The organism is Acinetobacter sp. YH16044 (assembly GCF_013417145.1).
Lineage (GTDB): Bacteria > Pseudomonadota > Gammaproteobacteria > Pseudomonadales > Moraxellaceae > Acinetobacter > Acinetobacter amyesii.
Genome location: NZ_VPEK01000027.1, coordinates 1 through 25,026 on the forward strand (window position 1 = coordinate 1; position 25,026 = coordinate 25,026).

Below are 25,026 nucleotides of genomic sequence, written 5' to 3' on the forward strand. Positions count from 1 at the left end.
CAGCGTTCAATCTGAGCCATGATCAAACTCTTCAGTTTAAAATCAATAGTACATATAGTGTACCAATCTTGGCTCATCAATTACTGACAAAAATTTGCTCAAATAAACTTCGAGTAATTTCTACCATCAATCAATGAAAATAATTTCGATCGATCAACCAGTAAAAATCCACACAAGTTGTTCTTCATAATCTCTTAATGATCTTCTTAATACTTCGTCAGCAAATAAGAAAACAACATCAAACAACTAAAAACCTTACGTTTATCGCTGTCTGCGTTGGTATGCAGCGTATTCTATAGAGTTTCAAAACAAACACAAGCCCCTATCATAGAAATTTCTATAATATTTTGCTTGAGTGTATATTTTTTAAACTAAAAGCAATTTATTGCTTATTTAAAGATCAATATATCCGTATATTTTGCTTTATGAAAGACGAATTTTATAATTCTTGGTGATTTTTATATTCTTCAATCTAAAAAGCCCGTAATTCAACGGACTTTTCGAATATCACGGATTTTAAGAAAACTAATGAAGTTACAAAAGTGACTTTAGTTTGCTTGCTCAGCCAACCAACTCATAAATTTTTGTCGTTCAGCTTTACTAGCCTTCTGCCAAAGCTGAATTAATTGTTGATCTGCCCCATTTTCATTAATAGTCACATTTTTTGAAGCCGCTACAGGAGATACTACATTCGTTGGCTTTACTGCTACGGATTGTGCATAAACAGGTGCCGGTTGATTTTCTGGCACAGCTTCTTTCTTCGTAAAATCTACAGCATTACCCAATACACCATTGGAGAAAATCGATTTTTGTTCTTTCTTCGCCCCAGCTTGCTGCACAAGTAATTGATTAGATCTGTCATACAAACCAAATATCGGTTGGTCTTTATATTTTTGCGCAGCATCAAAATCTTTTGGTGCATTGACTAGACCCAAACGATACTCTTGACCATCAATCAGTGCTGGAGTACGAATAGCGGCCACACCTGACTTTAAAATATCGTGAGAATTATCAGCATGTTGAAAAAATTCGCTATAACGTACCGTTAATAGGTTTTCACCTGCATCAAGCTTATACTTCTCCGTAGATCGAAATAAACCACCAGTAACTTCTTGATCATTAACTGCAACTATTTTAATTTCTTCCGGAACAGTCAAAGTTACAGCTGCAAATCCTGCACTACTTAACATCAGCGCTGCAGCAGCAACAGTTAATCTTAAAGTCATCATTATCACTCTTTATCAATTATTTAGTTTGGAATGCACTATGCAATGCATATATGACAATCTTATGACATCTAACAATCACTGTATATTTCGTTTCAAGACATTATTTTGATATTCATTCAAGAATTTTGCATATAAAAAAAGGATGCTTAATGCGTCCTTTTTAATTCATCACAACATCATTACTTGAATGTTTTGAATCGTTCTTCATCTGCAATAAAGGTTTTTTCGCCTGCAGGCGCTTCAATCGAACCGAAAACAAGTTGTGCACGTAGTTTCCATTGATCTGGCACATCAAATGCCGCAGCTGTTTCAGCATCAACAATTGGATTGTAATGTTGCAATGATGCACCGATATTTTTTTCAGCCAAAGCCGTCCAAGTAGCAAATTGAGCAATCGCTGTTGAGTGTTCAGACCATACTGGGAAATTATCTGCATAAAGTGCAAATTGTTCTTGGAGAGCTTTTACTACAGCCTGATCTTCATAAAATAATGCTGTACCAAAACCTGCTGCAAAACTATTAATCTTGCCATTGGTTCCTTCAAATGCATCTGCAGGTACAATTTTACGTAACGTTTCACGTACGATATTCCAGAATTTTTGATGTGCATCACCAAACAGAATAACGACACGAGACGTTTGAGAGTTAAATGATGATGGACTTAAACGTACAGCATTTTTAATGGTTTGCTCAATTTCATCTTGCGATAAAGTAACGTTATTACCAATAGAATAGATTGTGCGACGTTGTTCGATTTGATTCAAGAATGACATTACAAGACCTCTTTTTATTTTCAATTAGCTTACTAAGTTGAGATTTATAATAGGTGAAGTTTTTAACCGTTGCATGACTATATTTACAACATTGTGTCTTATTTCTAGAACAATCAGTTGTAAGCATCTAAATACCCACAACTCATTTACATATAGATTTTAGTTTACTGCTCTAAAAAGCAGAGATCAAAGCAACTTACAGCACATAGAAATTACTCATAAATTCTAAACTGATCTTGATCTTCTAGTTCTAAGCGTTCAGGCGCTTGGCCTTCAATTGAACCAAAGACCAACTGCGCACGTAGCAGCCATTGTTGTGAAATATCAAAGTGTTCGGCAACAGCATAATCAATGTGTGGATTATAGTGTTGTAAACATGCGCCTAAACCTGCATCTGCGATCGAAGTCCATACTGCGAATTGCGCCATGCCAGACGTTTGCTCCGACCACACTGGAAAATCTTCTGCACTTAATGGCACTTTCTTTTGTAATTGTTGAATCACAGCTTGATCTTCATAGAAAAGCACAGTTCCTAGGCCAGCTGCACATTGATCTATTTTGAGCGCCACGCCCTCAAAAATATAACTCGCAACATTCTTGCGTTGTACGTCTTTTACAATGTCCCAAAATTTTTGATGAGATTCGCCAAATAAAACTACAATACGTGTGCTTTGCGAATTATATGCAGATGGACAACTTCTTACGGATTCTTGAATCAGTTCCGCCAAATAAGCCTGACTGTAATGCACCTTTTTTCCAAGCTCATAAATACTTCGACGTTTCTTTAGTTGGTCGACAAATGACGCTTCTACTTTTTGTTCGGTAGTTTTCTTTTTTAATTTAAAATCTTTAGTGATATCCGCAGTCAATACATGACCAATTTTATCGAGTAACGCCACCCTAAACACCCCAAAGCAATTTTTATATATAAACAACAATTCCTTACTTATTCTAAGGGTTTATTAGGCTGAATTTTGATTATGATTTATTCACATGTTGCTTTTTAAATCAATCAGTAAGCTTAAAAACAAAAAACTCCGCATTTTGCGGAGTTTATGTGACATTTAACGCATTTTATTTATCAGTTTCAAATAATGCTGCGACAAATGATTTTGCTGAGAATGGACGCAAGTCATCAATTTTCTCACCTACACCAATAAAACGAATTGGCACATGGGTACGGCTTGCAATATTGAATAACACACCACCTTTTGCTGTACCATCAAGCTTAGTAATGGTTAGACCTGTAAGCCCTACTGCCTCATCAAACATTTCAACTTGGTTAATGGCATTTTGACCTGTGCCTGCATCTACCACCAACATCACTTCATGCGGAGCTGTAGCATCAATTTTTTGCATTACACGTTTTACTTTAGACAACTCTTGCATGAGGTGTCCTTTGTTGTGTAAACGACCTGCGGTGTCTGCAATCAGCACGTCTACGCCTTTTGCACGAGCACTTTCGAATGCATCAAAAATAACTGAAGCAGAATCTGCACCATGACCTTGCGCCACAACTGCAATATTATTGCGTTCGCCCCAAATTTGTAATTGCTCTGTTGCTGCTGCACGGAATGTATCACCAGCAGCCAACATTACTTTTTTACCTTCACCTTGTAAGCGTTTTGCTAATTTACCAATCGTGGTGGTTTTACCCACACCATTTACACCAACAACCAAAATTACATACGGATTTTTATTGCTGTCGATATGTAGCGGTTTAACACGTGGTGCAAGTAATGCCACAAGTTCTTCTTGAAGCGCTTTATATAAAGAATGTGAATAGATTAAATCGCCACGTTCAGTACGTTCAGTTAAGTTCGCAATAATCGTTTTGGTTGCATCGACACCAATATCAGCAACCAAAAGTTGCTCTTCAACTTCCTCTAAAAGCTCATCGTCAATTTCCTTCCCACCGATCAGGATATTCACCATGCCGTCTGCCAAGTTCTTACGTGACTTTGCTAGACCTTCTTTCATTCGACTAAAGAAGCCGCCTTTCGCCTTCGAGTCTTCAGTTTCTGACTCTGTTTCTTGTAATGGTGCAGCAACGTCTTGCTGTACTTTCGGTGTCTCGATAATCGGCACATTTACCGCAGGTAAACTCGGTAGCGTGACATCGTCATCACCGATATCAGCATCAATCAAAAATTTATTCTGCCCATGAGATTGCTGTTGCATGCCGAATCCTTGAAAAGCACTGCGTTAAAAAAACCGATTCTATCATAAGTTATCTTAAATTGAGTCGATACACGCCTGTCAGAGCGAAGCACACTAAAAAACAACATGTTGAACTTGCAATCAAAATTAACTTTAGGAAAACTAGATAGCTATAAAATGCATTTTAATGGATTCCTTTGTGTCCCATAAAAACAGATTTTCTCCTTATTTTTTTAAAACTTTATTTCGCTCTGCGCTTCCTATCTGTGTCATCAGCAGTTGCCTTTGGTCTGCAACTCATCTACATGCAGACACACGTACCCAATTAACACGTAGCACCTTTGAAACCACACTTAAAAATGGCTTAAAGGTCATTATCCGTGAAGACCACCGTGCGCCGATGGTAATGACCCATATTTGGTATCGTGTTGGCAGTAGTGATGAGTCGGGCAATCTATTAGGGATCTCCCACGCGCTCGAACATATGATGTTTAAAGGAACCACTAAAGTTCCTAATGATGAATTTACACGTCTCAGCCGTATCTATGGCGGCAGCATCAACGCTGCAACCTTTACCAATTACACCAATTATTATCAGTTGTATCCAAAAGCCTATTTCCCTATGGCGCTGGAGCTCGAAGCGGATCGTATGAGTAATTTACGATTACAACAACAAGATTTCGACCCTGAAATTAAAGTGGTTATGGAAGAACGCAGACAGCGCACAGATGATAACCCTCGTTCTTTGGCTTATGAACGTTTCAAATGGATCTCTTATCCGACCAGTCATTATCGCCAACCCGTCATTGGGCATATGAAAAATCTGCAAAACATCAAATTGGCAGATTTAAAACAATGGTATAAAGATTGGTATACCCCGAATAACGCCATTTTGGTGATTGTTGGTGATGTCGATGCCGAAGCAGCCATTCGTCAAGTTCAAAAATACTTTGGTGATATTCCATCACGCAAAACACCTGATCGTAATGATGTGATGGAATTCGAACGTGTGGGCTATCGTCACATGGAACTAAATTTGCCCGTACAAGTGCCTAATTTGTATATGGCGTGGAATGTACGCTCACTGGCTACCGCAAAAACCCCACAAGATGCATATGCTCTCAATATTATTCGCAACATTTTAGATAGTGGTATTTCATCGCGCCTACAAGACAAACTGGTACGCGATAAAAAATTACTCACCGCTGTAAGTGTTTCTTATGATCCATACAATCGTGGTGATAGCTTGTTTACCATTTCAGCACTCCCTGCCGATGGCGTCAAAATGGAACAAGCGCAAAAAGCCATACAAGATGAAATCGAAATATTAAAAACAGAATTAGTCAAAACACCTGAAGTTGAACGTATCACCACACGTTTTGTCTCCAATTTAGTCTATAACCAAGATGACATCAGCAGCCAAGCCAAGACTATCGGTAACTTAGAAGTCAATGGGCTCAGTTTCAGGCTAATGGACGAATTACCAAAATTATATGAAAACGTCAGCGCACAGGATATTCAACGTGTCGCCAATGCGTATTTTGTCCGAGAAAATTTAAGCACCATGTATCTACTTCCAGAACAGACGGAGGTTCCAACAACCTCAAATAAAGCAGATCAAACAGTAAAATCCGCTCAAACGGAAGTTGTTATTCCAGAGCAACAAATCAGCTCAACCCAAAACACAGATAGCGTCTTGTAAGGATTAGTGATGACTATTACGAAAATTTTATCCCTAAGCTTACTCACTGCGTTTGGCTCAATCCTCCATGCAGAAACATATACGGAAAATGTTCCTGACCTCAACGATAATCCGAGCCAATTACAATCTATCCCCATGCTGCAAAGTTTAAAGAATTTACAGATTGATAAAGACTACCGTGCTCCACTTGTTCAAGTGCTGAAAAACCGAAATGGTGTGAATAGCCTGTTTGTTGAATCGCAAGATCTACCCATGGTGGATATTCAACTGACCTTTAATGCAGGTTCTGCTCGTGATGAAGAAGTCGGAAAAGGCTTGTATGGTGTTGCCAACATGGCTGCACGTTTAATCGATGAAGGCACAGAAAAATACAATGCAACGCAAATTGCCTCGGTTTTTGACCAAACAGGTGCTCAATTTAGCGTGCAAGCACATCGAGATATGTTTGTCGTTCGGTTACGCGTATTGTCAGACCCTAAAAAATTAGAACCTGCTTTAAGTATGATGATGGACGTGATTAAAAATGCGACTTTTAAAAACTCCAGTCTCAACTTAGCACTCAGCAATAACCAAGCTGGTCAGAAACAACTCCAAGAAAGACCAAGTCGCTTAATGAATATTCGTTTCTATCGGGCTGTATACGGCACACACCCTTATGCAGAACCGATTACGGGAACCAATGGCAGTATCAAAAAGATCACCCCAGACATTTTAAAAAAGTTTCGTGATCAATTTTTAGTTGCTCAAAACATGAATATTGCCATTACAGGTAAACTAAGCAAAAAAGAAGCACAAAACCTTGCAGAACGTATTTCTGGAAACTTAAACCAAGGTGAAAAAGCTAAGGCACTTGCACAACCAGAAGAAAAACAAGGCTTTGATATTATCCATCTTCCCTACAATTCCACCCAAGCCAACGTCATATTTGGACATTTAGGAACGACACGCGATAACAAAGATCGATTAGCCTTAGAAGTAGCCAATCGAGTGTTTGGTGGTGGAGGTTTTAACTCAGTCCTCATGCAAGAGCTTCGCGTTAAACGTGGCTATACTTATGGTGCCTATAGTGCATTTAGCTTTAGCCAAGCACCCGGTATCTTTAGCTTTAGCTATGGAACACGTCAAGATCAGCTGATAGATAGTATTCGAGTGGCACATAAGGCTTTTAATGATTTTGTCAAAATGCCTATTGATCAAAAACAAATGGAAGAAACCAAAGCCGGTATGCTGCGTGCTTTTCCAAATAATTACAGCAGTAATGCAACGATCAATGCACAGCTTGGTCTATTGGGCTTTTATCAACAAGACCCAGATTATTTGACCCAGTACCCTAAATTATTGGAAAAAATAACTGTAGCTGATGTACAAAATGCGGTTCGTACCTACATGCACCCTGAAAATATGACGGTGATTGTGGTGAGCAAAACCTTAGATAAAAATGAAGTACAGCAGATATTGGAGGATAATGTACAAGCAGCTCCAACCAAGATTATCCCTGCGACTAAGGCTGTTCCTCTGCCAAAGCCGGAAGTTGATGTGCCCGTACAGACTCCATCTGATAAGCATGCATCAATTTAAGATAAGCACCCACACGAATGCGATCTTGCTGTCTCAGCAGCATCGCCATTTCCTGTGTTTCAGGATAACTTTGCTGCAACGCAAGTCGTGACACGTTTTGGTATTGCTGTACAGAAATAGGACGATATAAGGCAATCACAGCCAATACCAAAATCACTACGATCACGACTGAAACAAAGATATTATAAATTTGCTCTAACTGTATTTTAGATTTGAATTGAATAATTTTTTCTAAATCAATAGTCATACACTACCTCAGGTTCAAAGTAGTGTATGGCTGACGTTCAAGAAGTTCAAGTCACAGCGCTTAAAACTGCATCAGTCCACTGTTTCAGTCTGTGAGTTAGCTAAACAATTTAATGAATAATGGTACGTATCACCGCAAAATAAAGAATCAATGCAATAATCGCCAAAACGATAAATACTGCAAAAATACTCATTCCACCTTCTGCATGCGCTGGATGTAAGTCATCATCATCGGCGATTTTGAGTAATTCTCCATTATATGCATTGTAAAATTCTAAGCGCTGTGCCTTATCTAAATCCCGTGTGAAATCATATACACGTTTGCGCTGTGCCAAACCAAAATCCCCTAAATGAATCTCCTGATGAAAAATTGCTTCATCAAGATTGCGACGATGTAGATGTGCCAACTCCACAATTTGCGCTAATGTCGGAGGATAATCTAAAGTTAAACCGTCTAAAACTCTTGTCATTTTACTTCTCCTTATTATCTACAACTTCTTATGATAGTATTTTACTCACGAAAACAATTGTCCATTGTTTAATCATGTAAACCATAGCAAATTAGAAATATTTACGTGAATAGTTGACAATTCAAGATAATTGTAATATTAGTTTAATAATACTTAGTTAAATTAGTTAATAGGGCTAAAGAATGGGCCCTTAATGATCATAATTAGAATAAGGAGTTAAATATGATTCAACAATTCTCTCAACATGAACTCGAACATGTATACGCAAATGCGGTAAACACAATTCAATCTCAAATGAACTTCAGCGATGCAGTTCATGAATTGGAAAATGCAGCTCGTGCTGGACATGGTAAAGCAGCGTTATTTTTGGCTGAACTTTATTATCAAGGCTTCCGCGTAGAACGTGACTCACTCAAAGCGCAATATTGGCAGAACATGGCCACCTTGCAAGCATAACAAAACGTCACTAAGGTGGCGTTTTTTACACCCTTCAACTTTTAACTACATAAATTCTTACAATCCAGTTCAAAGCTTACACAGCTTTTTCATAAGAATTTCCTACAATAGGAGCAACATCAACAACACGCTGCATATGATGTCTAAATTAAAGCAATATAAACCTATTCCAAAAGATTTATTTTTCAAAATTAGTATTTTAAAAACCATGATGTACTGTGGAGTCCTTTGGGGTCTCTACCACCAACAAGGTTGGGCAATGACCAGCGATCAAGATCATATTATCTTCCCGTTTTGGCTAAATGGCATTCAAGCGCATAAATATGCCAAAAAGCATTGGCCCAACTACACTCCACGACGCATTACACCAGAAGATTTTGAGGCATCGCTATTACCGACATTAACACGCCTTAAAGTCATCCCTGCGTTGCATAGCTCTAGCCATATCCGTCTCAAGCTCACAACCTCGCAAATGCGTTTATTCTTTTTTAACCAAGATAAGATTCAAATGGCATAAAACCCTCAGTGCATGCTTGACCTCAGCATGCACTGAAAAGTATTTGCTTTTTTCAAATTTCGCGTTAATTTAAATTAAACAAAAACTACTATAAAGGAATGAAAATATGACTACAGTTGCCCAAGTACTTAAAGACAAAGCTTATCAAGAAATTTACACCATCACCCCAGATGCGACTGTACTCGAAGCCATTTCCCTGATGGCACAAAAAGGCATTGGTGCCCTCGTCGTGACCCATGAAGGCACAGTCGTTGGGATTTTGTCTGAGCGTGATTACACACGTAAAATCGCACTCATGGAAAGAACCTCTTTCGATACCTCCGTCAGTGAAATTATGACGGGTAGTGTCATCACTGTAACAAGTGCAGCGACTGTCGAAGAATGTTTAGAACTCATGACAGATCGCCATTTACGTCATTTACCTGTCGTTGAAGAACAGAAATTAACCGGCTTAATCTCCATCGGTGACCTTGTAAAAGCAGCAATGGATGATCAACGCAAACTCATTGAACAGCTACAGCAATATATTTCTGGCTAAACTCAAAAATCCCCCTTAACAAACTTTAAGGGGGAATTCTAAATATCAATAATTTTATATAATTCATAATACGTAATGACATACACATTACATATTAATTACTTTTATCAATTTCTTTTCTTATGTTGAAGCCCGCTTTAGATAAATTAGACCAACTGGATGCCATCATTTTGGAATTAGAACGCTTGATGGTTTCGATGAAAGACGATGAGCTGTTGCAAAACCACCGACGTACGATCAATTTAGAGATTGCTTCTGCTGTCACTGAAATTTTAGATGCAAAGGCAATTATTTATGTACTACATCCTGAGTTAATTCCAATTACATCAAGCTTTGACCACACTTTATATAAAAATTATGTCAAAAAAAATATCCCAGTTAAAAACTGGGATACTTCGAATATAGATCGGGCTATGCAACTGCAAAAGATTTTTGCACCATCAACAGATGATGAGCAACTTAGTCTTTTTTAATGGCAGTAATTAATTTAAACCTAATTTTTCAGCCACATAGTCTGAGTCTTTATCGCCACGGCCTGAAACGTTAACGACAATCTTCACATCTTTAGCAAGTTTTGGTGCTTCACGAATTGCCCATGCAACCGCATGTGAACTTTCTAGTGCAGGCACAATACCTTCCACACGTGAAAGCGTCATGAATGCATCTAAACATTCTTGATCTGTCGCTGTAGTATATTCAACACGACCTAGGTCTTTTAACAAGCTATGTTGTGGCCCCACCCCTGGATAATCCAAACCTGATGCAATTGAATGCACTGGTAATGGCTCACCCTGCTCATCTTCAAGGACATAACATGCCATGCCATGAATTTGACTTGGCTTACCCAGCGTCAATGTTGCAGAATGCATATTGGTATCTAAACCATGGCCTGCAGGCTCCACACCCACAAGTTTTACATCTGTATCATTGAGGAATGCTGTAAATGCACCAACGGCATTTGAACCACCACCCACACATGCAACTACATAGTCAGGATTTGCACCAAATCGATCATTGGCTTGAACTTTAATTTCATCTCCAATAATTGACTGGAAGTCACGAACCATTTTAGGGAATGGATGTGGGCCAACCACTGAACCAATCGCATAAATAAAATTGGTTGGATCTTTTAAGTATTCTTCAAAAGCGCTATCGACTGCATCCTTAAGCGTAGCTGTACCACGAGTAACAGAGATTAGGTTGGCACCTAAAATCTTCATTTTCACCACGTTTGGATGTTCTTTTTCAATATCCACTTGCCCCATGTGAATTTCACATGGAATGCCCACCAAGGCACAAGCCGTTGCCAATGCTACTCCATGCTGACCTGCGCCAGTTTCAGCAATCACTTTGGTTTTACCCATGTATTTTGCTAACAAAGCTTCGCCAAGGCAGTGGTTAATTTTATGCGCACCAGTATGGTTAAGGTCTTCACGCTTGAGGTATATTTGTGCGCCACCTAATTTGTCAGACAAGCGCTTCGCATAAAACAATGGGCTTGGACGTCCAACATAGTGTGCAAACAACTCTTTCAATTCATTTTGAAATTCTTCTGTATGACGAATTTGCTCATAAGCAACATTAATGTCATCCATTGCCTGTTTTAAATCTGGTGGAATGAACTGCCCACCGTATTCACCGAAGAAACCTTCTTCATTAGGTAATGCGATACCATTAATTTGATGATCCATCATATTTCCTTCATGTTGTATGCAAAACAAAGACTTTTAAATACTATCCAATTTTGAAAATAAGAAACAATGCAAAATTGGAGTAAGTAATATAAACATCATTGATAAGAAAAAGTATCGTTTTTAACGCTTTAGCGCGCTAAATATTTCGTCATATCTTCCACACCTTTTAGGGTCATCGGGAACATATGATCTTCAAAGATTTGTTTAATCGCAGCTATGGTTTGGGTGTAATGCCAATAACTTTCTTCTTCAGGGTTTAGCCACGCTGTTTTATCAAAATGATTGCGTAAGCGCTGTAACCACACCTGACCCGCTTCATCATTCATATATTCCACAGATCCACCTACCGAGTTCAACTCATACGGCGCCATACTTGCATCACCGACAACGATGACACGGTAATCTCGACCATAAGTATTGAATAGATCCCATGTATTCATACGCGTGCTGGAACGGCGAATATTATCTTTCCATACATAATCATATAAACAGTTATGGAAATAGAAATATTCTAAAGTTTTAAATTCAGTTTTTGCAGCGGTAAAGAGCTTCTCACATTGGGCAATATGTGAATCCATAGAACCACCCACATCAAACAGCATCAATACTTTAATGCGGTTACGTCGTTCAGGAACCAACTGCACATCTAAAATACCCTGTTTGGCTGTTTCACGAATGGTTCCGTCGATATCCAATTCTTCTGCTGCACCTTGACGGGCAAATTTACGCAAACGACGCAAAGCCATTTGCATCTGACGACTACCGAGAATCTGCTCATCATCTAGGTTTCGGTACTGACGTTGTTCCCAAACTTTCACCGCAGATCGTTTACGACCAGGCCCACCGATACGCACACCTTCAGGATGGTCTCCATAGGCACCAAACGGCGACGTACCACCCGTCCCAATCATCCGATTACCACCCTGATGCTTTTTATGCTGCTCGCGCAAACGCTCTTCGAGCATTTTCATCAGTTCTTCTAAGGAACCAGCTTTTTTTAATTCTTCTCGTTGTTCTGGTGTTAGATGCTTTTCGATGAGCTCAAGGTCAAACCAATCTTTTGGCAGTTTATGTACCTGATTTAATAGCTCATCCAAATCAAAGGTAGCAATACCGTCAAAATAGTCCTTCATTGCACGGTCGAACTTATCAAAGTAACGTTCATCTTTGACCATGACGGTTTTTGCAAGCTGATAAAATTCATTTTGATCTGCAAAGACCAGCCCTGCTGCCACTGCTTGGTTCAAGTCAATCAATTCACGAGTTGAAACAGGAACACCGTATTTTCGAAGGGTATAAAACAATCGCACAAACATAGGCGAATAAAATCCAATAAAAATTAAATATCAGGAGGTCAAATCCAGTGTGAATGCATGTGATCTTGTTATTTCATCTGCAACTGAGTCTTGCCTTTACATCCACCATTATGAAAAATTGATCCCTACAAGTAAAGCCAAAAGCTTTTACTGTGTGTTCATATACGTTGCCCTACCTACCCAAAGAAACACAAACGGCATGATTTATTCGCAAGTCGCATTTCTTTCTTTAAGTGATTTTTTAAGAGTTTCATATTTGCGCTGAACATCGAGACGATCTTGCTGCAACTTTTCAATAGACACGATTTTATGAAAACCTTGATGGTTTCTATAGCGGTTAAAATCGCTTAGGTTCAAGATCACAAAATCATAGTATTTCAGCTCGAGTACAGTTGCAGCACAGGCCTTTTGTTGAATGGCCGTTTGAGCTACAAGATGATCTGATTGATCGATGAGCTTTTCTTTAAGTTGATGTTCTGCAACTTGCGCCCAATACACATCTTGAAGTAGCTGTTGATGCTGCTGTTCAAACTGAGCATCATCCATCGCATAGCTATAACTAGATAAATACAAGCTCGCAGCCAACAAGAGCACAGTTGACTTAAATCTCCTAGGTACAGCTATATGTACACCTGATACGTATGCGCTTGTCTGCATAATTCACCTTTATATTTTTTAATGCTCAAAATAAAAGCCGGATAACCGGCTTTTAAATCTTTGATAAAATTAATAGCAATTAACGACGTGACATAAATGCTAGACGTTCAAGCAATTGCACATCTTGTTCGTTCTTAATCAAGGCACCATAAAGCGGTGGAATTGATTTTGATTTATCTGTATTGCGTAAAATATCTTCTGGCATATCATCCGCCATCAGCAAACTCAACCAATCAATCAACTCAGAAGTTGAAGGCGGTTTCTTTAAACCCGGAACTTGACGTAATTTAAAGAAAATTTGCAGTGCTTCAGAAACCAAGGTATTTGAAATATTTTCAAAATGCACATCGATGATTTCACGCATGGTTGCTTCATCAGGGAATTCAATATAATGGAAGAAACAACGACGCAAAAAGGCATCTGGAAGTTCTTTTTCATTATTTGAAGTAATGATCACGATTGGACGTTGTGTTGCCGTAATCGTTTCACCTGTCTCGTACACAAAGAATGACATTTTATCGAGTTCGTGTAGCAAATCATTAGGGAATTCGATATCTGCTTTATCAATTTCATCGATTAAAAGTACACAACGTTCTTCACTGGTAAACGCTTCCCAAAGTTTACCCGGCTTAATATAGTTTTTGATGTCATAAACACGGTCATCGCCCAACTGACTATCACGCAGACGAGATACGGCGTCGTACTCGTACAAACCTTGTTGAGCCTTGGTCGTCGATTTGATATGCCACGTAATGAGCTTAAGGCCTAAACTTTCAGCCACTTGTTCGGCTAAAAGTGTTTTACCTGTCCCCGGCTCACCTTTAACCAAAAGTGGCTTTTGCAATGAACGTGCAGCTTTTACTGCAAGTTTTAAGCTATCGGTCGCAATATATTGATCTGTACCAGTAAATTGTTGAGTTTCAACAGACATGACATAACCTTATTTTTTTATTTAAAGCGGTGAAATTTTTTTGTTTACAACGTGCTGTGGTTTCGCTGCATTGTATTTTGTCCAAAAATATCCAAGGACTAAACCAATACCCACCACAAAGAGAATCAGCGATAGATTCAACCATACCAATGGCTGATCTTTTGTTAATACACCGAAAATCAAACCAAAAATCGCAGGTGCGATTGCTGCATTTGAACCTTCAGAAACGGTTGGTGTTAATAAAATAGCAAATACGATAAGCCAACCAATGGCACCGATCGTTTTGGGTAAGCGCTTCATCAGCCCATACCAACACAACAAAGCAATTACAGCCCCACCTAGGTAAACCGTAATTGCAATACTGCTTTCAGGAATTGAGTCCAATACCGATACTACACCATTCATTTTCACAACTCCTGAATTAACTTAAGCGCCGCGCAAGCCTTCTGGCTCAACTGCATTTGGGTCAATTAAACCTTCTGGAGGCATTTGAATAAAAAACCCTTTTGTTTCAATTGAATCTAATACATGCAATACGTTCACACGTGCAAGTTTGCGTGATTCACTGAGTTCTAGATCCATGACAAATGTGGCACGACCAAATGCTGTACGTAAAGCATCAGGCATTACTGCAAGCGGATCTGTCGCTTCAGTTTCGTTTTCATTAACTTCAGGACGAGCAATATAAAGATACATTTCATCTTTTTTGCTCGATTTGTAGATAGAACAGTACATAATTGAATCAATACTCATTAAACGCAAGGCAAAGGATACATCAAAAAAAAGACTGATACATTAGTGTTTATTAACGCATCAGTCGTGAATTTGTATAAGTGATAGTTCTTTAATCAATCAGAACTTATTCCAACACTTTCATTTGACCAGAAAGATAGCTTTCATCGGCATGTAGCACCTCAATTAAAGGCTTCGTCAGCAAATCATAGCGCCAGCCCAATAGATAGCTCGGTAAATCTTGTTCATCATTATGAAATACCACATGCTGATACAAGGCATTTAACCATTTTTTGCGCATTAATACTTCTTTAGGCACAGAGGTTTCTTGTACTGCACGCTGAATAACGGTATCGACGCGCGAACCAATATCCTGAGACGAATGACGAATTGGACGTGCCATACGCAGCGGCCATTCAGCTTGTTCTGGTAAAAACTTCAACAAATCTAAAATAATTTTACCATGCTCACGCACAATGTTCGGACGAATGCCTTTCACCGCGCTCAATTGAAAATTATTTTTTGGATTTTTTTCCACCATATCAATGATGGTTGAGTTTTTAAGAATAAAACTACGTGGCTGATTTAAGGCTTTCACCATTTGCTCACGCCAAACGGCCAATTGCTGAATTTGCATGAGCTGACGACGTGAATGTCGATAATTACCAACATCGTGATACAACAAATGGATCGGCGTTTCAGTGCCGATTTCATATGTTAAATTTTTGCAGTCCTCAAGCACACAATTTAATAAACTTTTCGCAGCCAACTCATTTTGAATCGTTTGGCTTAAATTCATTAAATAATGTACATCATTCGCTGCATAGTTCATTTGCTCGGCACTGAGTGGGCGAGCCAACCAATCTGAACGGGTCTGATCTTTATCAATATCGACATCGAGCATGGTTTTTAAGGCATTTTGATAGCTGACTTGTAAGCCATGCCCTAAAAATGACATCCCAACTTGTGTATCAAAGACATTTTCTAAAGACTTATGCTGTGCATAGTGATAAATCAGGTCGATATCTTCACTACAAGCATGAAAAATGTTTTGCTGAGCCGCAAATAATTTTTGCCAGAATTGGCTTAAATCGAGGGTTGTACCATCAAGTAAATACACCTGATTTTGTACATTAATTTGGAAAAGTCCAAGTTTGGGCCACAGGGTATCTACTTTTATAAACTCGGTGTCGAGTCCGTAAATCGAGCTTTGGTCCATAAGATTTAAAACAGAATTTAAATCTGGCTGATTTTGAATGAATTGATACATAAGTTGCTGAGTCTAAATTTAGATGCTCTATGAGCTTATATTAACTGATATATATTATTTATCTATAAGGAAAAACGTTATTTTAGTGACTTATTTCCTTTAATTGGCTTTTTTATTCATTGTAAACAAAAACTTTAATCGTTATTAAGTATAAATAATTAAGTGAAAATTATACAAAGCGAAACGAGTTTCGCTCTATAGTTACTTCATTCGCATTCGGTTATGCACGGCCTGACTTAAGGTATGACTATCCACATATTCAAGCTCACCACCCTGTGGTACACCCTGTGCAATACGGGTTATTTGTATTGGTAAATGCTTGGTCGCTTCAACCAAATAATGTGCTGTCGCTTGACCTTCTACCGTTGCATTGGTCGCCAAGATCACTTCCTGCACTTTACCATCACTTAATCGTTGAATTAAATATGGGATACCAATTTCGTCGGGGCCAATACCGTCGAGTGGCGACAAATGCCCACCCAATACATGATATTTCCCTCTAAAACTGCCACTTTGCTCGATTGCCATGACATCTGCAGGAGATTCAACCACACAAAGAAGTTGATCATCACGCTCTGACGAGACGCATATGTTGCACACTTCATCTTCAGTCAATGAATGGCAAATGGAACATTCATGAATATAGTTGGTTGCTTCAGTCAAGGCATGTGCCAGACCAACAGCGCCTTCCCTATTTTTCATGATTAAGTGCAGTGCCATACGTTGAGCCGACTTTGGCCCAACGCTTGGCAAAATACGCAATGCCTGTACAAGTTGATCAAAACGATCACTAAACATTCAACGTATTCCTTAGAATAAACCTGAAAGGCCTGGTGGAAGACCCATACCAGAGTTTGCAGATTTCAGTTTTTCTTCTGAAATCACTTCAGCTTGACGTGAAGCATCATTCATTGCTGCTGCAATTAAGTCTTCAATCATATCTGCATCATCTTGAAGTAGTTCAGGATTGATTTCGATACGTTTCACTACATGACGTGCAGTCATAGTAACTTTAACCAGACCACCACCTGCTTCAGCGTGAACTTCAACTTGTGCAAGCTCTTCCTTGGCTTTTTTAATGTTGCTCTCAACTTCTTTTTGCATGCGTTGAGCTTGCTGCATGAGCATATTAATGTTCATAAAGATCTCCGAACAAAACTGATGAATTCACTTTAGATAAGATCTAAACCGCGTGAAAGATCGCGAATAATATCATTAATATCTTCTAAACCAACAGATACACGAATTAAACCTTCGCTAATCCCTGCTGCTTTTTTCGCTTCTGCTGACATTCTGCCATGAGAAGTCGTTGCAGGATGGGTAATTGTTGATTTTACATCACCCAAGTTACTTGTAATAGAAAGGAACTTGGTATTATCAATCACAGTCCAAGCCCCTTTACGTTCGCCTTTGGCAACAAACGACACAACTCCGCCAAAGCCTTTTTGTTGCTTTTTCGCCAACTCATGACCTTCGTGATTTGGAAGTCCCGCATAGTACACTTTTTCAACTTTCGGGTGCGCATCCAACCATTCAGCTAAAGTTTGAGCACTTGCACAGTGGGCTTTCATACGTAAGCTTAAAGTTTCTAGGCCTTTCAGGAAGATCCATGCATTGAATGGACTCATCGAGTTACCCAGTGTACGAATAACACCTGTAATCTCTTCCATCAATTTTGCACTACCTACAACTGCACCACCGAGCGCGCGACCTTGACCATCAATATATTTTGTTGATGAATAGATCACGAGGTCCGCACCGAATTTAATCGGTTGCTGTAACACCGGTGTACAGAAAGTATTATCGACTGCAAATAATGCCCCATGCGCATGTGCAATATCAGCAATGGCTTGTAAATCCCCTACTTGAGCCAATGGGTTTGACGGTGTTTCAATGAACAATAGGCGTGTAGTTGGGCGAATCGCTTGTTTCCAAGCATCTAAATCTTCCAAATCGACAAAAGTAACGTCAACACCAAATTTGATGACATATTTTTCAAATAGAGAAATGATCGAACCAAAGACAGCACGTGAACACACCACATGATCACCAGCTTTCAAATATGCCAAAGTGATCGCGTGTACGCCCGCCATACCTGAACTTGTCGCAACAGCGGCTTCAGCACCATCCAAAACAGCTAAACGTTTTTCGAAAGCTTGTACAGTTGGATTGGTATAACGTGAATAGGTATTGCCTTCAATTTGACCTGAAAATTTTGCTGCGGCATCTGCTGCACTTTCACAAACAAATGATGAAGTCAGGAAAATTGGCTCACTATGTTCACCCTCAAAAGTACGAGTATGACCTGTACGAATCGCTAAAGTCTCTAATTGGTATTCGATGTCGTCTTGTTGGCTCATCTGTATTACTCAGTCGCGAAGAACTGCCTTTGTGAAGAATTGCCAATATTTTGAGCGTCTAAGCTATTTAAGGTCAAGGTAAAATACGAAATTATCGCTTAGACTTCGACCAATCCTACAAGGACTTAGGCAATTGACAGTTATGCATCCTTTCAAACAGAAATTTCTGGCGCAGCAAAAGAAAATTAAACACTTGTCTACACGTGTGTTTAATGCAAAATCGCTGGTCCTTTCTCAATCGACACCCTATGAAGTAATTACTGAATATAAACATGCAAAAGTTCGGTATTACGCTTCGCCTGATCGTAAATACAAAGAACCCTTAGTGTTTGTTGCTCCACTGGCCATCAATATGGCGATTTATGATTTGTATCCATATCGCTCATTGGTGAAACATTTTCAACATAGTGGATTTGATGTCTATTTGTTGGAATGGGGAAAATTAAACTATCAAGATCGTTTCTTAAATTTTCTATCGTTTATTGATGATGTGATTCCACATTGTATTGATCAAATTTGTGAGCATGCAGATAGTCGATACATCTCGCTACACGGTTGGAGTATGGCTGGAGTTTTTGTCACGCTGTATACCGCATTACATCAACCTGAACACGTTAAAAATCTCATGGTGATGGGCGCGCCGATTGATAGCTATGCCTCAGGTCGTATCGGAAAGTTATTTCAAAAAACCAATCGCTTGCTTTCACGTAGTAAGAATTTACAAGATACGGTCTACACTGGGAAAATTCCTAAACATTTTATCCATACACCGGGTGTGCTCAATGCGATTGGATTTAAAATCGTTGATCCAATGGGTTGGTTCAAAAGCCAAAAACAATTTCTATCTAACTTAGATAATCTGCATGACCTGTATGAACATGCAACCATGGGCGATTTTCTCAATCACATGATTGACTATCCGGGTGGCATTAACCAAGACATGGTATTCAATGTTTGGCTACAAAATCCGCTTAAAAACGGCATTATTCAATTGAAAGATAAAGTTATTCAATTAAAAAATATCCACTGTTCATTGTTGATTGGCGCGGGTTCTACCGATCAAATTGTTACGGCAGATGCAGCAAGTCCTTTAGGCGAATTGACAAGTAGTCAAGATGTCACGTTTACTCTCATTCCCGGTGGTCACCTCGGCCTGATGTCGAGTCAAAAAAGTGCCAATCAATTTTGGCCAACTTTGACCCAGTGGCTTACACAAAGATCCAGTTTATTGAAATAAAAATTTAGAGGGTAAAGATGATTCAGTCAGTTGCATTTATCGGATTGGGCGCAATGGGTTACCGTATGGCAGCGCACCTACCAAAACAGTTCGACACGGTTTATGTCTGGAATCGAAACTTTACCAAGGCAGAACAACATGCTGCTGAGTTTGGTACGCAAGCGGTTGCTTTAGAGCAAGCAGTACAAGCGGACATTATTTTTTCTTGCCTACCCATCAGCCAAGATGTTGAAAATTTAATTGTGAGTGTAACGCTGAAATCAGGCTCGATTTGGGTCGACTGTACCAGCGGTGTACCCGAATCTGCAAAAAAACTCGCTGCTGCATTAAAGCAGCAAAATGTTGCATTCTTAGATGCCCCTGTGAGTGGACAAACCATTGGCGCTGAAACGGGAACATTAACCGTCATGATTGGTGGTGACAAAGTAGCCTTTGAACGTGCATTACCTGCAATCCAAACATTTGGCAAACTAATTAAACATGTAGGTGAACCGGGTGCGGGTTTTGCCGTTAAAGCTGTAAACAATATGTTAATGGCTGTAAATCTTTGTGCAGTTGCTGAAGGATTCACCACCTTAAAAGCGCATGGCGTAGACTTACATGAAGCACTCGATTGTATTAATGCGTCGAGTGGTAAAAGTAATGTGACTGAAACAGTTTTACCGCAGCGCGTACTGAATCGTAGCTTCCCATTAACCTTTGCACTTCCATTACTTGCAAAAGATACGGGAATTGCTGTTGATCTGGTGCGACAAGCAAAACTTTCAGCACCGGTGCTCTCTTTGACGCAAAATTTAATCCAAGCAGCAAGCGATCAAGCTGAAGAAAACAGTGATTTTTCAAGCGCTATGATTATGTATGAAAAATGGAGTAAAATTACAATTGAGTAATAACTCGCCATTGAATAACGATAAATAACCATCATATTGTACTCTAGTGTCATAACACACATTGTTACAAATGACAGAGGAAACTCGCATGAACAAATTTACCCTTGCAACTTTGCTAGGTGCTGTAACTTTAATCGGGGCTTCTACTGCTGTTTTAGCATCTGAGCAAGAATGCCAAAAGTTGAAAAATGACCATGACGTGATTTATGCATCGAAAGGTTTCTGCTTTAAAGATCCTGACGCTAAAGCGAAGTTTGGCAATGACAATTGCTACACAACTAAGCCTAAATTTTCAGAAAAAGAGCAACAACGACTTGACGCGATCAAAGATCGTCAGAAAGAATTGAACTGTAAATAATTACGATTCAATTCGCTCAAGGAATTTAGCAATGACTTATGATGATCAAAATATTTTTGCTCGGATTTTACGTGGAGAACTTCCTGCGTTTAAAGTCTATGAAGATGATCAAGTACTCGCTTTTATGGATGTCATGCCACAGGCCGAAGGTCATACGCTCGTAATTCCTAAAACCCCTGCTATTACACTGCTTGATTTAGATCCAGAAGCGGCTGCTTATACTATTCAGGTTGCTCAAAAAGTTGCGAAAGCAATGGAAAAAGCCTTAGACGTGAAAGGTATCGTATTGATGCAGTTGTCTGGCGCTGCTGCGGGTCAAACTGTTCCGCATGTACATTTCCACCTAATACCGACTTCAGTGCATGAATTAGGTAAACATGCCGCACAAATGGGCGATATGGAAAAAATCAAAGCCATTGGCGAAAAAATCAAAGCAGCACTTTAAGTTCAATTGAGTTTAAAGTGATGATCAATGGAGCTTCGGCTCCATTTTTTATGTCTCGAATATTATCCCAAGAACTTTTAGCTGCAAAATTTACTGTTCAATACAACTCTAAGCATTTAATAAATATTGCTTTTTATAAGTATAAAAGTAATTTAAACCAAAAGTCACCTTTCACCGTTTTGAAATATTTCCTTAATAGAACTGTCTTATTTGTAATGAATACTTAGCGCCATTAGATAGCGAAATTACTTCTAGCCAAGCTACTGATAAAACATATTGATATGACTGGAAAAGTCTTCTGGAGCTTCAAATGAAAAAAACTCTATGTGCATTAGCAATCGGGGCAACAATTCTTACACCAATGATGGCATCTGCTGCAGATGTAAAAATTTATGGCCGTGCACATGTCTCTCTTGACTATCTAGATGATGGTAAAGATTACAACGAAGTTGGTCTTTCTTCTAACGCTTCACGCTTAGGCTTCAAAGTAGATCAAAAAATTAATGATGACCTCAACGTATTCGCTCAAATTGAGCAAGAAGTAAACTTTGCAAGCGGTAGCCAAGACAGCAAAGGCGTAGATTTTTCAACACGTGACACATTCGTGGGTTTAAAAAGTTCAACTTATGGTCAAGCACGTGTAGGTCGCTTTGACAGCCCATTTAAAGTTGCACGTAGCCCTGTGAACTTCTTCGGTGACATGGTTGGTGACGTTCGCAACGTAACACGTGTCGGCAACTTAAAATTTGATGAACGTAATGAAAACACCATTGAATATAAATCGCCAAAATTTGGCGGTGGTTTCAATGTATTAGCTGCAATGTCGATGCATTCAGGTACACAAATTGACCTTGAAGCAGATGGCGAAGGCAAAGATGATAACAAAGCCTATGACCTTGCTCTAACTTATAAAGAAGGTCCTATTGATTTTGCAGCAGCTTACGAAAAGTATGATGAAAATGCAGCAAACGCAGCAGGTGGCGCAAGTCGTGATGCCTTCCGTATTGCTGGTGCATATAAGTTAACTGAAGAATTTAACTTGGGTGCTTTATACCAAATTGCCAAACACGACAACGATACAGCCAACCCAGATGCTCAAGTTTTTGGTGTAGCTGGCGAATATAAAGTAACGCCTAAAACGTCAGTACGCGGTGAATACTTCTACCGTGATGTAGATGCTGATGATGCTAATGCAAGCTTGATCGGTGTGGGTGTAGAACATAAGTTGGATAGCACTTTACGCGTATATGGCAACCTAGCAACTGTGCTTAACGACAAAAACTCTAAACTCAACCCTTGGAAAGAAGGTCGTAGCTTCGGTAACGGTATCGCAGGGATCGGTGATGAAAATGCAACTGCACTTTCTCTTGGTCTACGTTACGACTTCTAAGCTGCAATATCTCCCCCAAAAGACATACTCCGGTATGTCTTTTTTACTCTTAAATTCAAAAAAGAAGAGCAACAAAGATTAAATTATTAGAGAGAAGCAAGTTGAGTTCGCATTTTGCTTCCGACCGGTCAAAGTTGCATCATGAACTATACTCATCTCACTCAAGAACAAAGATATCAAATATACAACTCGTTATGCAGAGGTTTTTCTAAGGCTGTACTAGCTCAAATCTGATCTGACGGTTACCAATTGCTTAAGGCTGTACCGCTTAGTAACCACCTTCTGTTTTCATCACTTGGGTATCTGTTTTATACTTCGATAAAAGCTCACGTAACGAATTCATGAGCACACTGGTGTCGACACCCACGGCAACAAATTCTGTGCCTAACTCGATATACTTCTGAGTCACATCATGCTGTGTCGACAAAATACCTGCTGCTTTACCCGCCTTACGTATACGCTGAATTGCATCAATCACGGTTTTTTGTACTTCAGGATGGTTCGAATTCCCCTGATAACCCATCGTCGCCGACAAATCCACCGCACCAATAAATACCCCATCGATGCCATCAATTTTCAGTATTTCATCTAAGTTTTTAATCCCCTCAACCGACTCAATCTGAATCAGTAAACAGATATTTTCATGTGCAGTTGCATAGTAGTCAGGAATACTGTTCCAACGTGTTGCACGTGCTAATGCTGCACCTACTCCACGAATACCTTCAGGTGGATAACGTACTGCCTTAACCATAAGTTGAGCTTGTTCAACAGTTTCAACCATAGGAATCAGCAAGGTTTGCGCACCGATATCCAACAATTGTTTAATCAGTTGCACACTACCAATTGGAGGTCGAACTACGGCTTGCGAAGGATATGCTGCAATACTTTGCAATTGCGACAATGTCGTCCGTAAGTCACTTGGTGCATGCTCGCCATCAATTAGCAACCAGTCATAACCTGCATTTGCAGCTATTTCAGTCCCATAAGCATCGGCTAATCCGACCCATAAACCAATCTGCTGTTCGGTTTTTAATTTTTTCTTGAAATGATTGGTGTAATCCATCGCTGCTGTCTCATGCTTAAACTATGATTAACTACAATTGATTAAACGCCTTTTGGCAAAAACTACCAATAGCATTTATCTATCTTATGATTTTATATAACTCTAATTCGCACTTCATACAGCTTAAATCTGTTAATTTTTAGCCAATGAGTACAGCATATACGACTAAGATCTATCTTTGGAAAATTTTCTCCTTAGACCATTTGGCCATTTATCCGCTAAACTACAGCAAACTATATCTGGAGATATTCGATGGATCTGTTAAACGTATCAAAACAACGCTATACCACGAAAGCATATAATCCTGCTAAAAAAATTCCACAGGAACAATTTGAGCGTTTATTACAAATACTCCGTTTAACACCATCTTCCATTAATATTCAGCCTTGGCATTTTTTTATTGCAGATCATGATGCAGCCAAACAACGCATTGCCAAAGCCTTAGTGGGTAAATATGCCTACAATGCCCCAAAAGTTTTAGATTCATCACATACGATTTTATTCTGTACCAAAGCAGACATCACCACAGAGCATTTAGATAATCTTTTAAATCAGGATGATCGTAGTGGTCGCTTTAAAGATGACAAAGCCAAACAAGGTCAAAAAGACAGCCGTACAGGTTATGTCGATTATTATCGTAATGAAAAAGGTGATATTCAACGTTGGGCTGAAAACCAGACTTTTATTGCTTTAGGTCAAATGCTTTTGGCAGCAGGCATTGAAGGTGTGGATGCAACTCCGATTGGTGGATTTGACGAAGCGATTATCTCTGAAGAATTGGGTTTAGTTGAACAAAACTTGATTCCTTCTGTCCTGATGACTTTAGGCTATCGTAGCGAAAATGATTTCAATGCGAAATTACCTAAATCACGTCTGAATGCTGAAGAAATTTTTACACATCTTTAAGCTTTCCATAAAACCGACGAAAGGGGCAATTTTGCCTCTTTTTTGTCATTTCGGGACTTATTATTTAAACAATTATCGAGTATATTCTGCTCAAAATATACTCAGGTC

The 25,026-nt window shown here is 39.2% G+C and carries 28 protein-coding genes and 1 pseudogene; 12 read left to right on the plus strand and 17 right to left on the minus strand.

Features of this window, described 5'->3' with window-relative positions; all coding sequences use genetic code 11:
* Positions 1–548: 548 nt before the first annotated feature.
* From FTV38_RS13175 to ftsY, 4 genes are all read right to left on the minus strand, one after another.
* The gene (locus FTV38_RS13175; RefSeq protein WP_180022729.1) at positions 549–1,226 is read right to left on the minus strand and encodes a DUF2057 domain-containing protein; all 678 of its coding nucleotides are present in this window, start codon (positions 1,224–1,226) and stop codon (positions 549–551) included.
* A 182-nt stretch (positions 1,227–1,408) separates the two neighbouring features.
* Positions 1,409–2,002 carry a nitroreductase family protein gene (locus FTV38_RS13180; RefSeq protein ID WP_168379659.1) on the minus strand — a complete coding sequence of 198 codons (594 nt, stop codon included), beginning with the start codon at positions 2,000–2,002 and terminating at the stop codon, positions 1,409–1,411.
* Between the two features lie 212 nt (positions 2,003–2,214).
* Positions 2,215–2,901, minus strand: coding sequence for a nitroreductase family protein (locus FTV38_RS13185; RefSeq protein WP_180022709.1), 687 nt, complete (start codon positions 2,899–2,901; stop codon positions 2,215–2,217).
* 175 nt (positions 2,902–3,076) lie between these two features.
* A complete protein-coding gene (ftsY, locus tag FTV38_RS13190; protein ID WP_168379661.1) occupies positions 3,077–4,183 on the minus strand; it encodes a signal recognition particle-docking protein FtsY in 1,107 nt (368 codons plus the stop codon).
* Between the two features lie 250 nt (positions 4,184–4,433).
* On the opposite strand from ftsY, the pseudogene FTV38_RS13195 reads away from it, so the two are divergent.
* Positions 4,434–5,747, plus strand: a pseudogene (locus tag FTV38_RS13195) (M16 family metallopeptidase); the annotation flags it as partial.
* 126 nt (positions 5,748–5,873) lie between these two features.
* On the plus strand, positions 5,874–7,442 hold the full coding sequence (locus FTV38_RS13200) for a pitrilysin family protein (protein ID WP_180022711.1): 1,569 nt from the start codon (positions 5,874–5,876) through the stop codon (positions 7,440–7,442).
* Here the strand turns inward: FTV38_RS13200 and FTV38_RS13205 are convergent.
* Positions 7,366–7,689 carry a hypothetical protein gene (locus FTV38_RS13205; RefSeq protein ID WP_180022712.1) on the minus strand — a complete coding sequence of 108 codons (324 nt, stop codon included), beginning with the start codon at positions 7,687–7,689 and terminating at the stop codon, positions 7,366–7,368. The two genes, FTV38_RS13200 and FTV38_RS13205, sit on opposite strands and share 77 nt — an antisense overlap.
* A 109-nt stretch (positions 7,690–7,798) precedes the next feature.
* Positions 7,799–8,158, minus strand: a complete 360-nt coding sequence (locus tag FTV38_RS13210) for a hypothetical protein (RefSeq protein ID WP_111884936.1) — start codon at positions 8,156–8,158, stop codon at positions 7,799–7,801.
* A gap of 222 nt (positions 8,159–8,380) precedes the next feature.
* On the opposite strand from FTV38_RS13210, the gene FTV38_RS13215 reads away from it, so the two are divergent.
* The 4 genes from FTV38_RS13215 (at position 8,381) to FTV38_RS13230 (ending at position 10,142) form a co-directional block, all read left to right on the plus strand.
* Complete coding sequence (locus FTV38_RS13215) at positions 8,381–8,614, plus strand: hypothetical protein (RefSeq protein ID WP_180022713.1); 234 nt, start codon at positions 8,381–8,383, stop codon at positions 8,612–8,614.
* 139 nt (positions 8,615–8,753) lie between these two features.
* A complete protein-coding gene (locus tag FTV38_RS13220; protein WP_078188495.1) occupies positions 8,754–9,131 on the plus strand; it encodes a DUF2750 domain-containing protein in 378 nt (125 codons plus the stop codon).
* 106 nt (positions 9,132–9,237) lie between these two features.
* Positions 9,238–9,669: a CBS domain-containing protein gene (locus FTV38_RS13225; RefSeq protein ID WP_078193901.1), complete on the plus strand. Its 432-nt coding sequence runs from the start codon at positions 9,238–9,240 to the stop codon at positions 9,667–9,669.
* A gap of 122 nt (positions 9,670–9,791) precedes the next feature.
* Positions 9,792–10,142, plus strand: a complete 351-nt coding sequence (locus FTV38_RS13230; RefSeq protein WP_180022714.1) for a hypothetical protein — start codon at positions 9,792–9,794, stop codon at positions 10,140–10,142.
* Positions 10,143–10,151: 9 nt separating this feature from the next.
* Here the strand turns inward: FTV38_RS13230 and trpB are convergent, their stop codons facing one another.
* The 10 genes from trpB to FTV38_RS13280 form a co-directional block, all read right to left on the minus strand.
* Positions 10,152–11,360, minus strand: coding sequence for a tryptophan synthase subunit beta (trpB, locus tag FTV38_RS13235; protein ID WP_168379681.1), 1,209 nt, complete (start codon positions 11,358–11,360; stop codon positions 10,152–10,154).
* Between the two features lie 131 nt (positions 11,361–11,491).
* Positions 11,492–12,679, minus strand: coding sequence for a VWA domain-containing protein (locus FTV38_RS13240; protein ID WP_180022715.1), 1,188 nt, complete (start codon positions 12,677–12,679; stop codon positions 11,492–11,494).
* A gap of 204 nt (positions 12,680–12,883) precedes the next feature.
* The gene (locus FTV38_RS13245) at positions 12,884–13,336 is read right to left on the minus strand and encodes a hypothetical protein (protein WP_168379665.1); all 453 of its coding nucleotides are present in this window, start codon (positions 13,334–13,336) and stop codon (positions 12,884–12,886) included.
* Between the two features lie 79 nt (positions 13,337–13,415).
* On the minus strand, positions 13,416–14,267 hold the full coding sequence (locus FTV38_RS13250) for a MoxR family ATPase (protein ID WP_078188501.1): 852 nt from the start codon (positions 14,265–14,267) through the stop codon (positions 13,416–13,418).
* A gap of 21 nt (positions 14,268–14,288) precedes the next feature.
* Positions 14,289–14,672 carry a hypothetical protein gene (locus FTV38_RS13255; protein WP_078193907.1) on the minus strand — a complete coding sequence of 128 codons (384 nt, stop codon included), beginning with the start codon at positions 14,670–14,672 and terminating at the stop codon, positions 14,289–14,291.
* Positions 14,673–14,693: 21 nt separating this feature from the next.
* On the minus strand, positions 14,694–15,002 hold the full coding sequence (locus FTV38_RS13260; RefSeq protein WP_078188503.1) for a YcgL domain-containing protein: 309 nt from the start codon (positions 15,000–15,002) through the stop codon (positions 14,694–14,696).
* Positions 15,003–15,126: 124 nt separating this feature from the next.
* Entirely contained in the window at positions 15,127–16,269 is a 1,143-nt protein-coding gene (locus FTV38_RS13265) for an HRDC domain-containing protein (RefSeq protein ID WP_180022716.1), read from the minus strand.
* Between the two features lie 201 nt (positions 16,270–16,470).
* Positions 16,471–17,067 (minus strand): recombination mediator RecR, encoded by a 597-nt coding sequence (gene recR / locus FTV38_RS13270; RefSeq protein ID WP_180022717.1) that lies wholly within the window; start codon positions 17,065–17,067, stop codon positions 16,471–16,473.
* Between the two features lie 12 nt (positions 17,068–17,079).
* Positions 17,080–17,409 carry a YbaB/EbfC family nucleoid-associated protein gene (locus tag FTV38_RS13275; RefSeq protein WP_078188506.1) on the minus strand — a complete coding sequence of 110 codons (330 nt, stop codon included), beginning with the start codon at positions 17,407–17,409 and terminating at the stop codon, positions 17,080–17,082.
* A gap of 32 nt (positions 17,410–17,441) precedes the next feature.
* Positions 17,442–18,629 (minus strand): O-succinylhomoserine sulfhydrylase, encoded by a 1,188-nt coding sequence (locus FTV38_RS13280; RefSeq protein WP_180022718.1) that lies wholly within the window; start codon positions 18,627–18,629, stop codon positions 17,442–17,444.
* Positions 18,630–18,771: 142 nt separating this feature from the next.
* Between FTV38_RS13280 and FTV38_RS13285 the strand changes: the two genes are divergently transcribed.
* The 5 genes from FTV38_RS13285 to FTV38_RS13305 all read left to right on the plus strand — a co-directional run bounded on the left by FTV38_RS13285 (position 18,772) and on the right by FTV38_RS13305 (position 22,949).
* Entirely contained in the window at positions 18,772–19,866 is a 1,095-nt protein-coding gene (locus FTV38_RS13285; RefSeq protein WP_180022719.1) for an alpha/beta fold hydrolase, read from the plus strand.
* 17 nt (positions 19,867–19,883) lie between these two features.
* Positions 19,884–20,756 carry an NAD(P)-dependent oxidoreductase gene (locus tag FTV38_RS13290; RefSeq protein ID WP_180022720.1) on the plus strand — a complete coding sequence of 291 codons (873 nt, stop codon included), beginning with the start codon at positions 19,884–19,886 and terminating at the stop codon, positions 20,754–20,756.
* Positions 20,757–20,844: 88 nt separating this feature from the next.
* Positions 20,845–21,114, plus strand: a complete 270-nt coding sequence (locus FTV38_RS13295; protein WP_078188510.1) for a YARHG domain-containing protein — start codon at positions 20,845–20,847, stop codon at positions 21,112–21,114.
* A 31-nt stretch (positions 21,115–21,145) separates the two neighbouring features.
* Positions 21,146–21,559: an HIT family protein gene (locus FTV38_RS13300; RefSeq protein ID WP_078188511.1), complete on the plus strand. Its 414-nt coding sequence runs from the start codon at positions 21,146–21,148 to the stop codon at positions 21,557–21,559.
* Positions 21,560–21,869: 310 nt separating this feature from the next.
* Positions 21,870–22,949: a porin gene (locus FTV38_RS13305; protein WP_180022721.1), complete on the plus strand. Its 1,080-nt coding sequence runs from the start codon at positions 21,870–21,872 to the stop codon at positions 22,947–22,949.
* A gap of 268 nt (positions 22,950–23,217) precedes the next feature.
* On the opposite strand, the gene hpaI is transcribed toward FTV38_RS13305, so the two are convergent.
* Positions 23,218–24,012, minus strand: a complete 795-nt coding sequence (gene hpaI, locus FTV38_RS13310) for a 4-hydroxy-2-oxoheptanedioate aldolase (RefSeq protein ID WP_168379673.1) — start codon at positions 24,010–24,012, stop codon at positions 23,218–23,220.
* Between the two features lie 252 nt (positions 24,013–24,264).
* Here hpaI and nfsB point away from each other — a divergent pair, with 252 nt between their 5' ends.
* Positions 24,265–24,918 carry an oxygen-insensitive NAD(P)H nitroreductase gene (nfsB, locus tag FTV38_RS13315; protein WP_180022722.1) on the plus strand — a complete coding sequence of 218 codons (654 nt, stop codon included), beginning with the start codon at positions 24,265–24,267 and terminating at the stop codon, positions 24,916–24,918.
* Positions 24,919–25,026 lie beyond the last annotated feature (108 nt).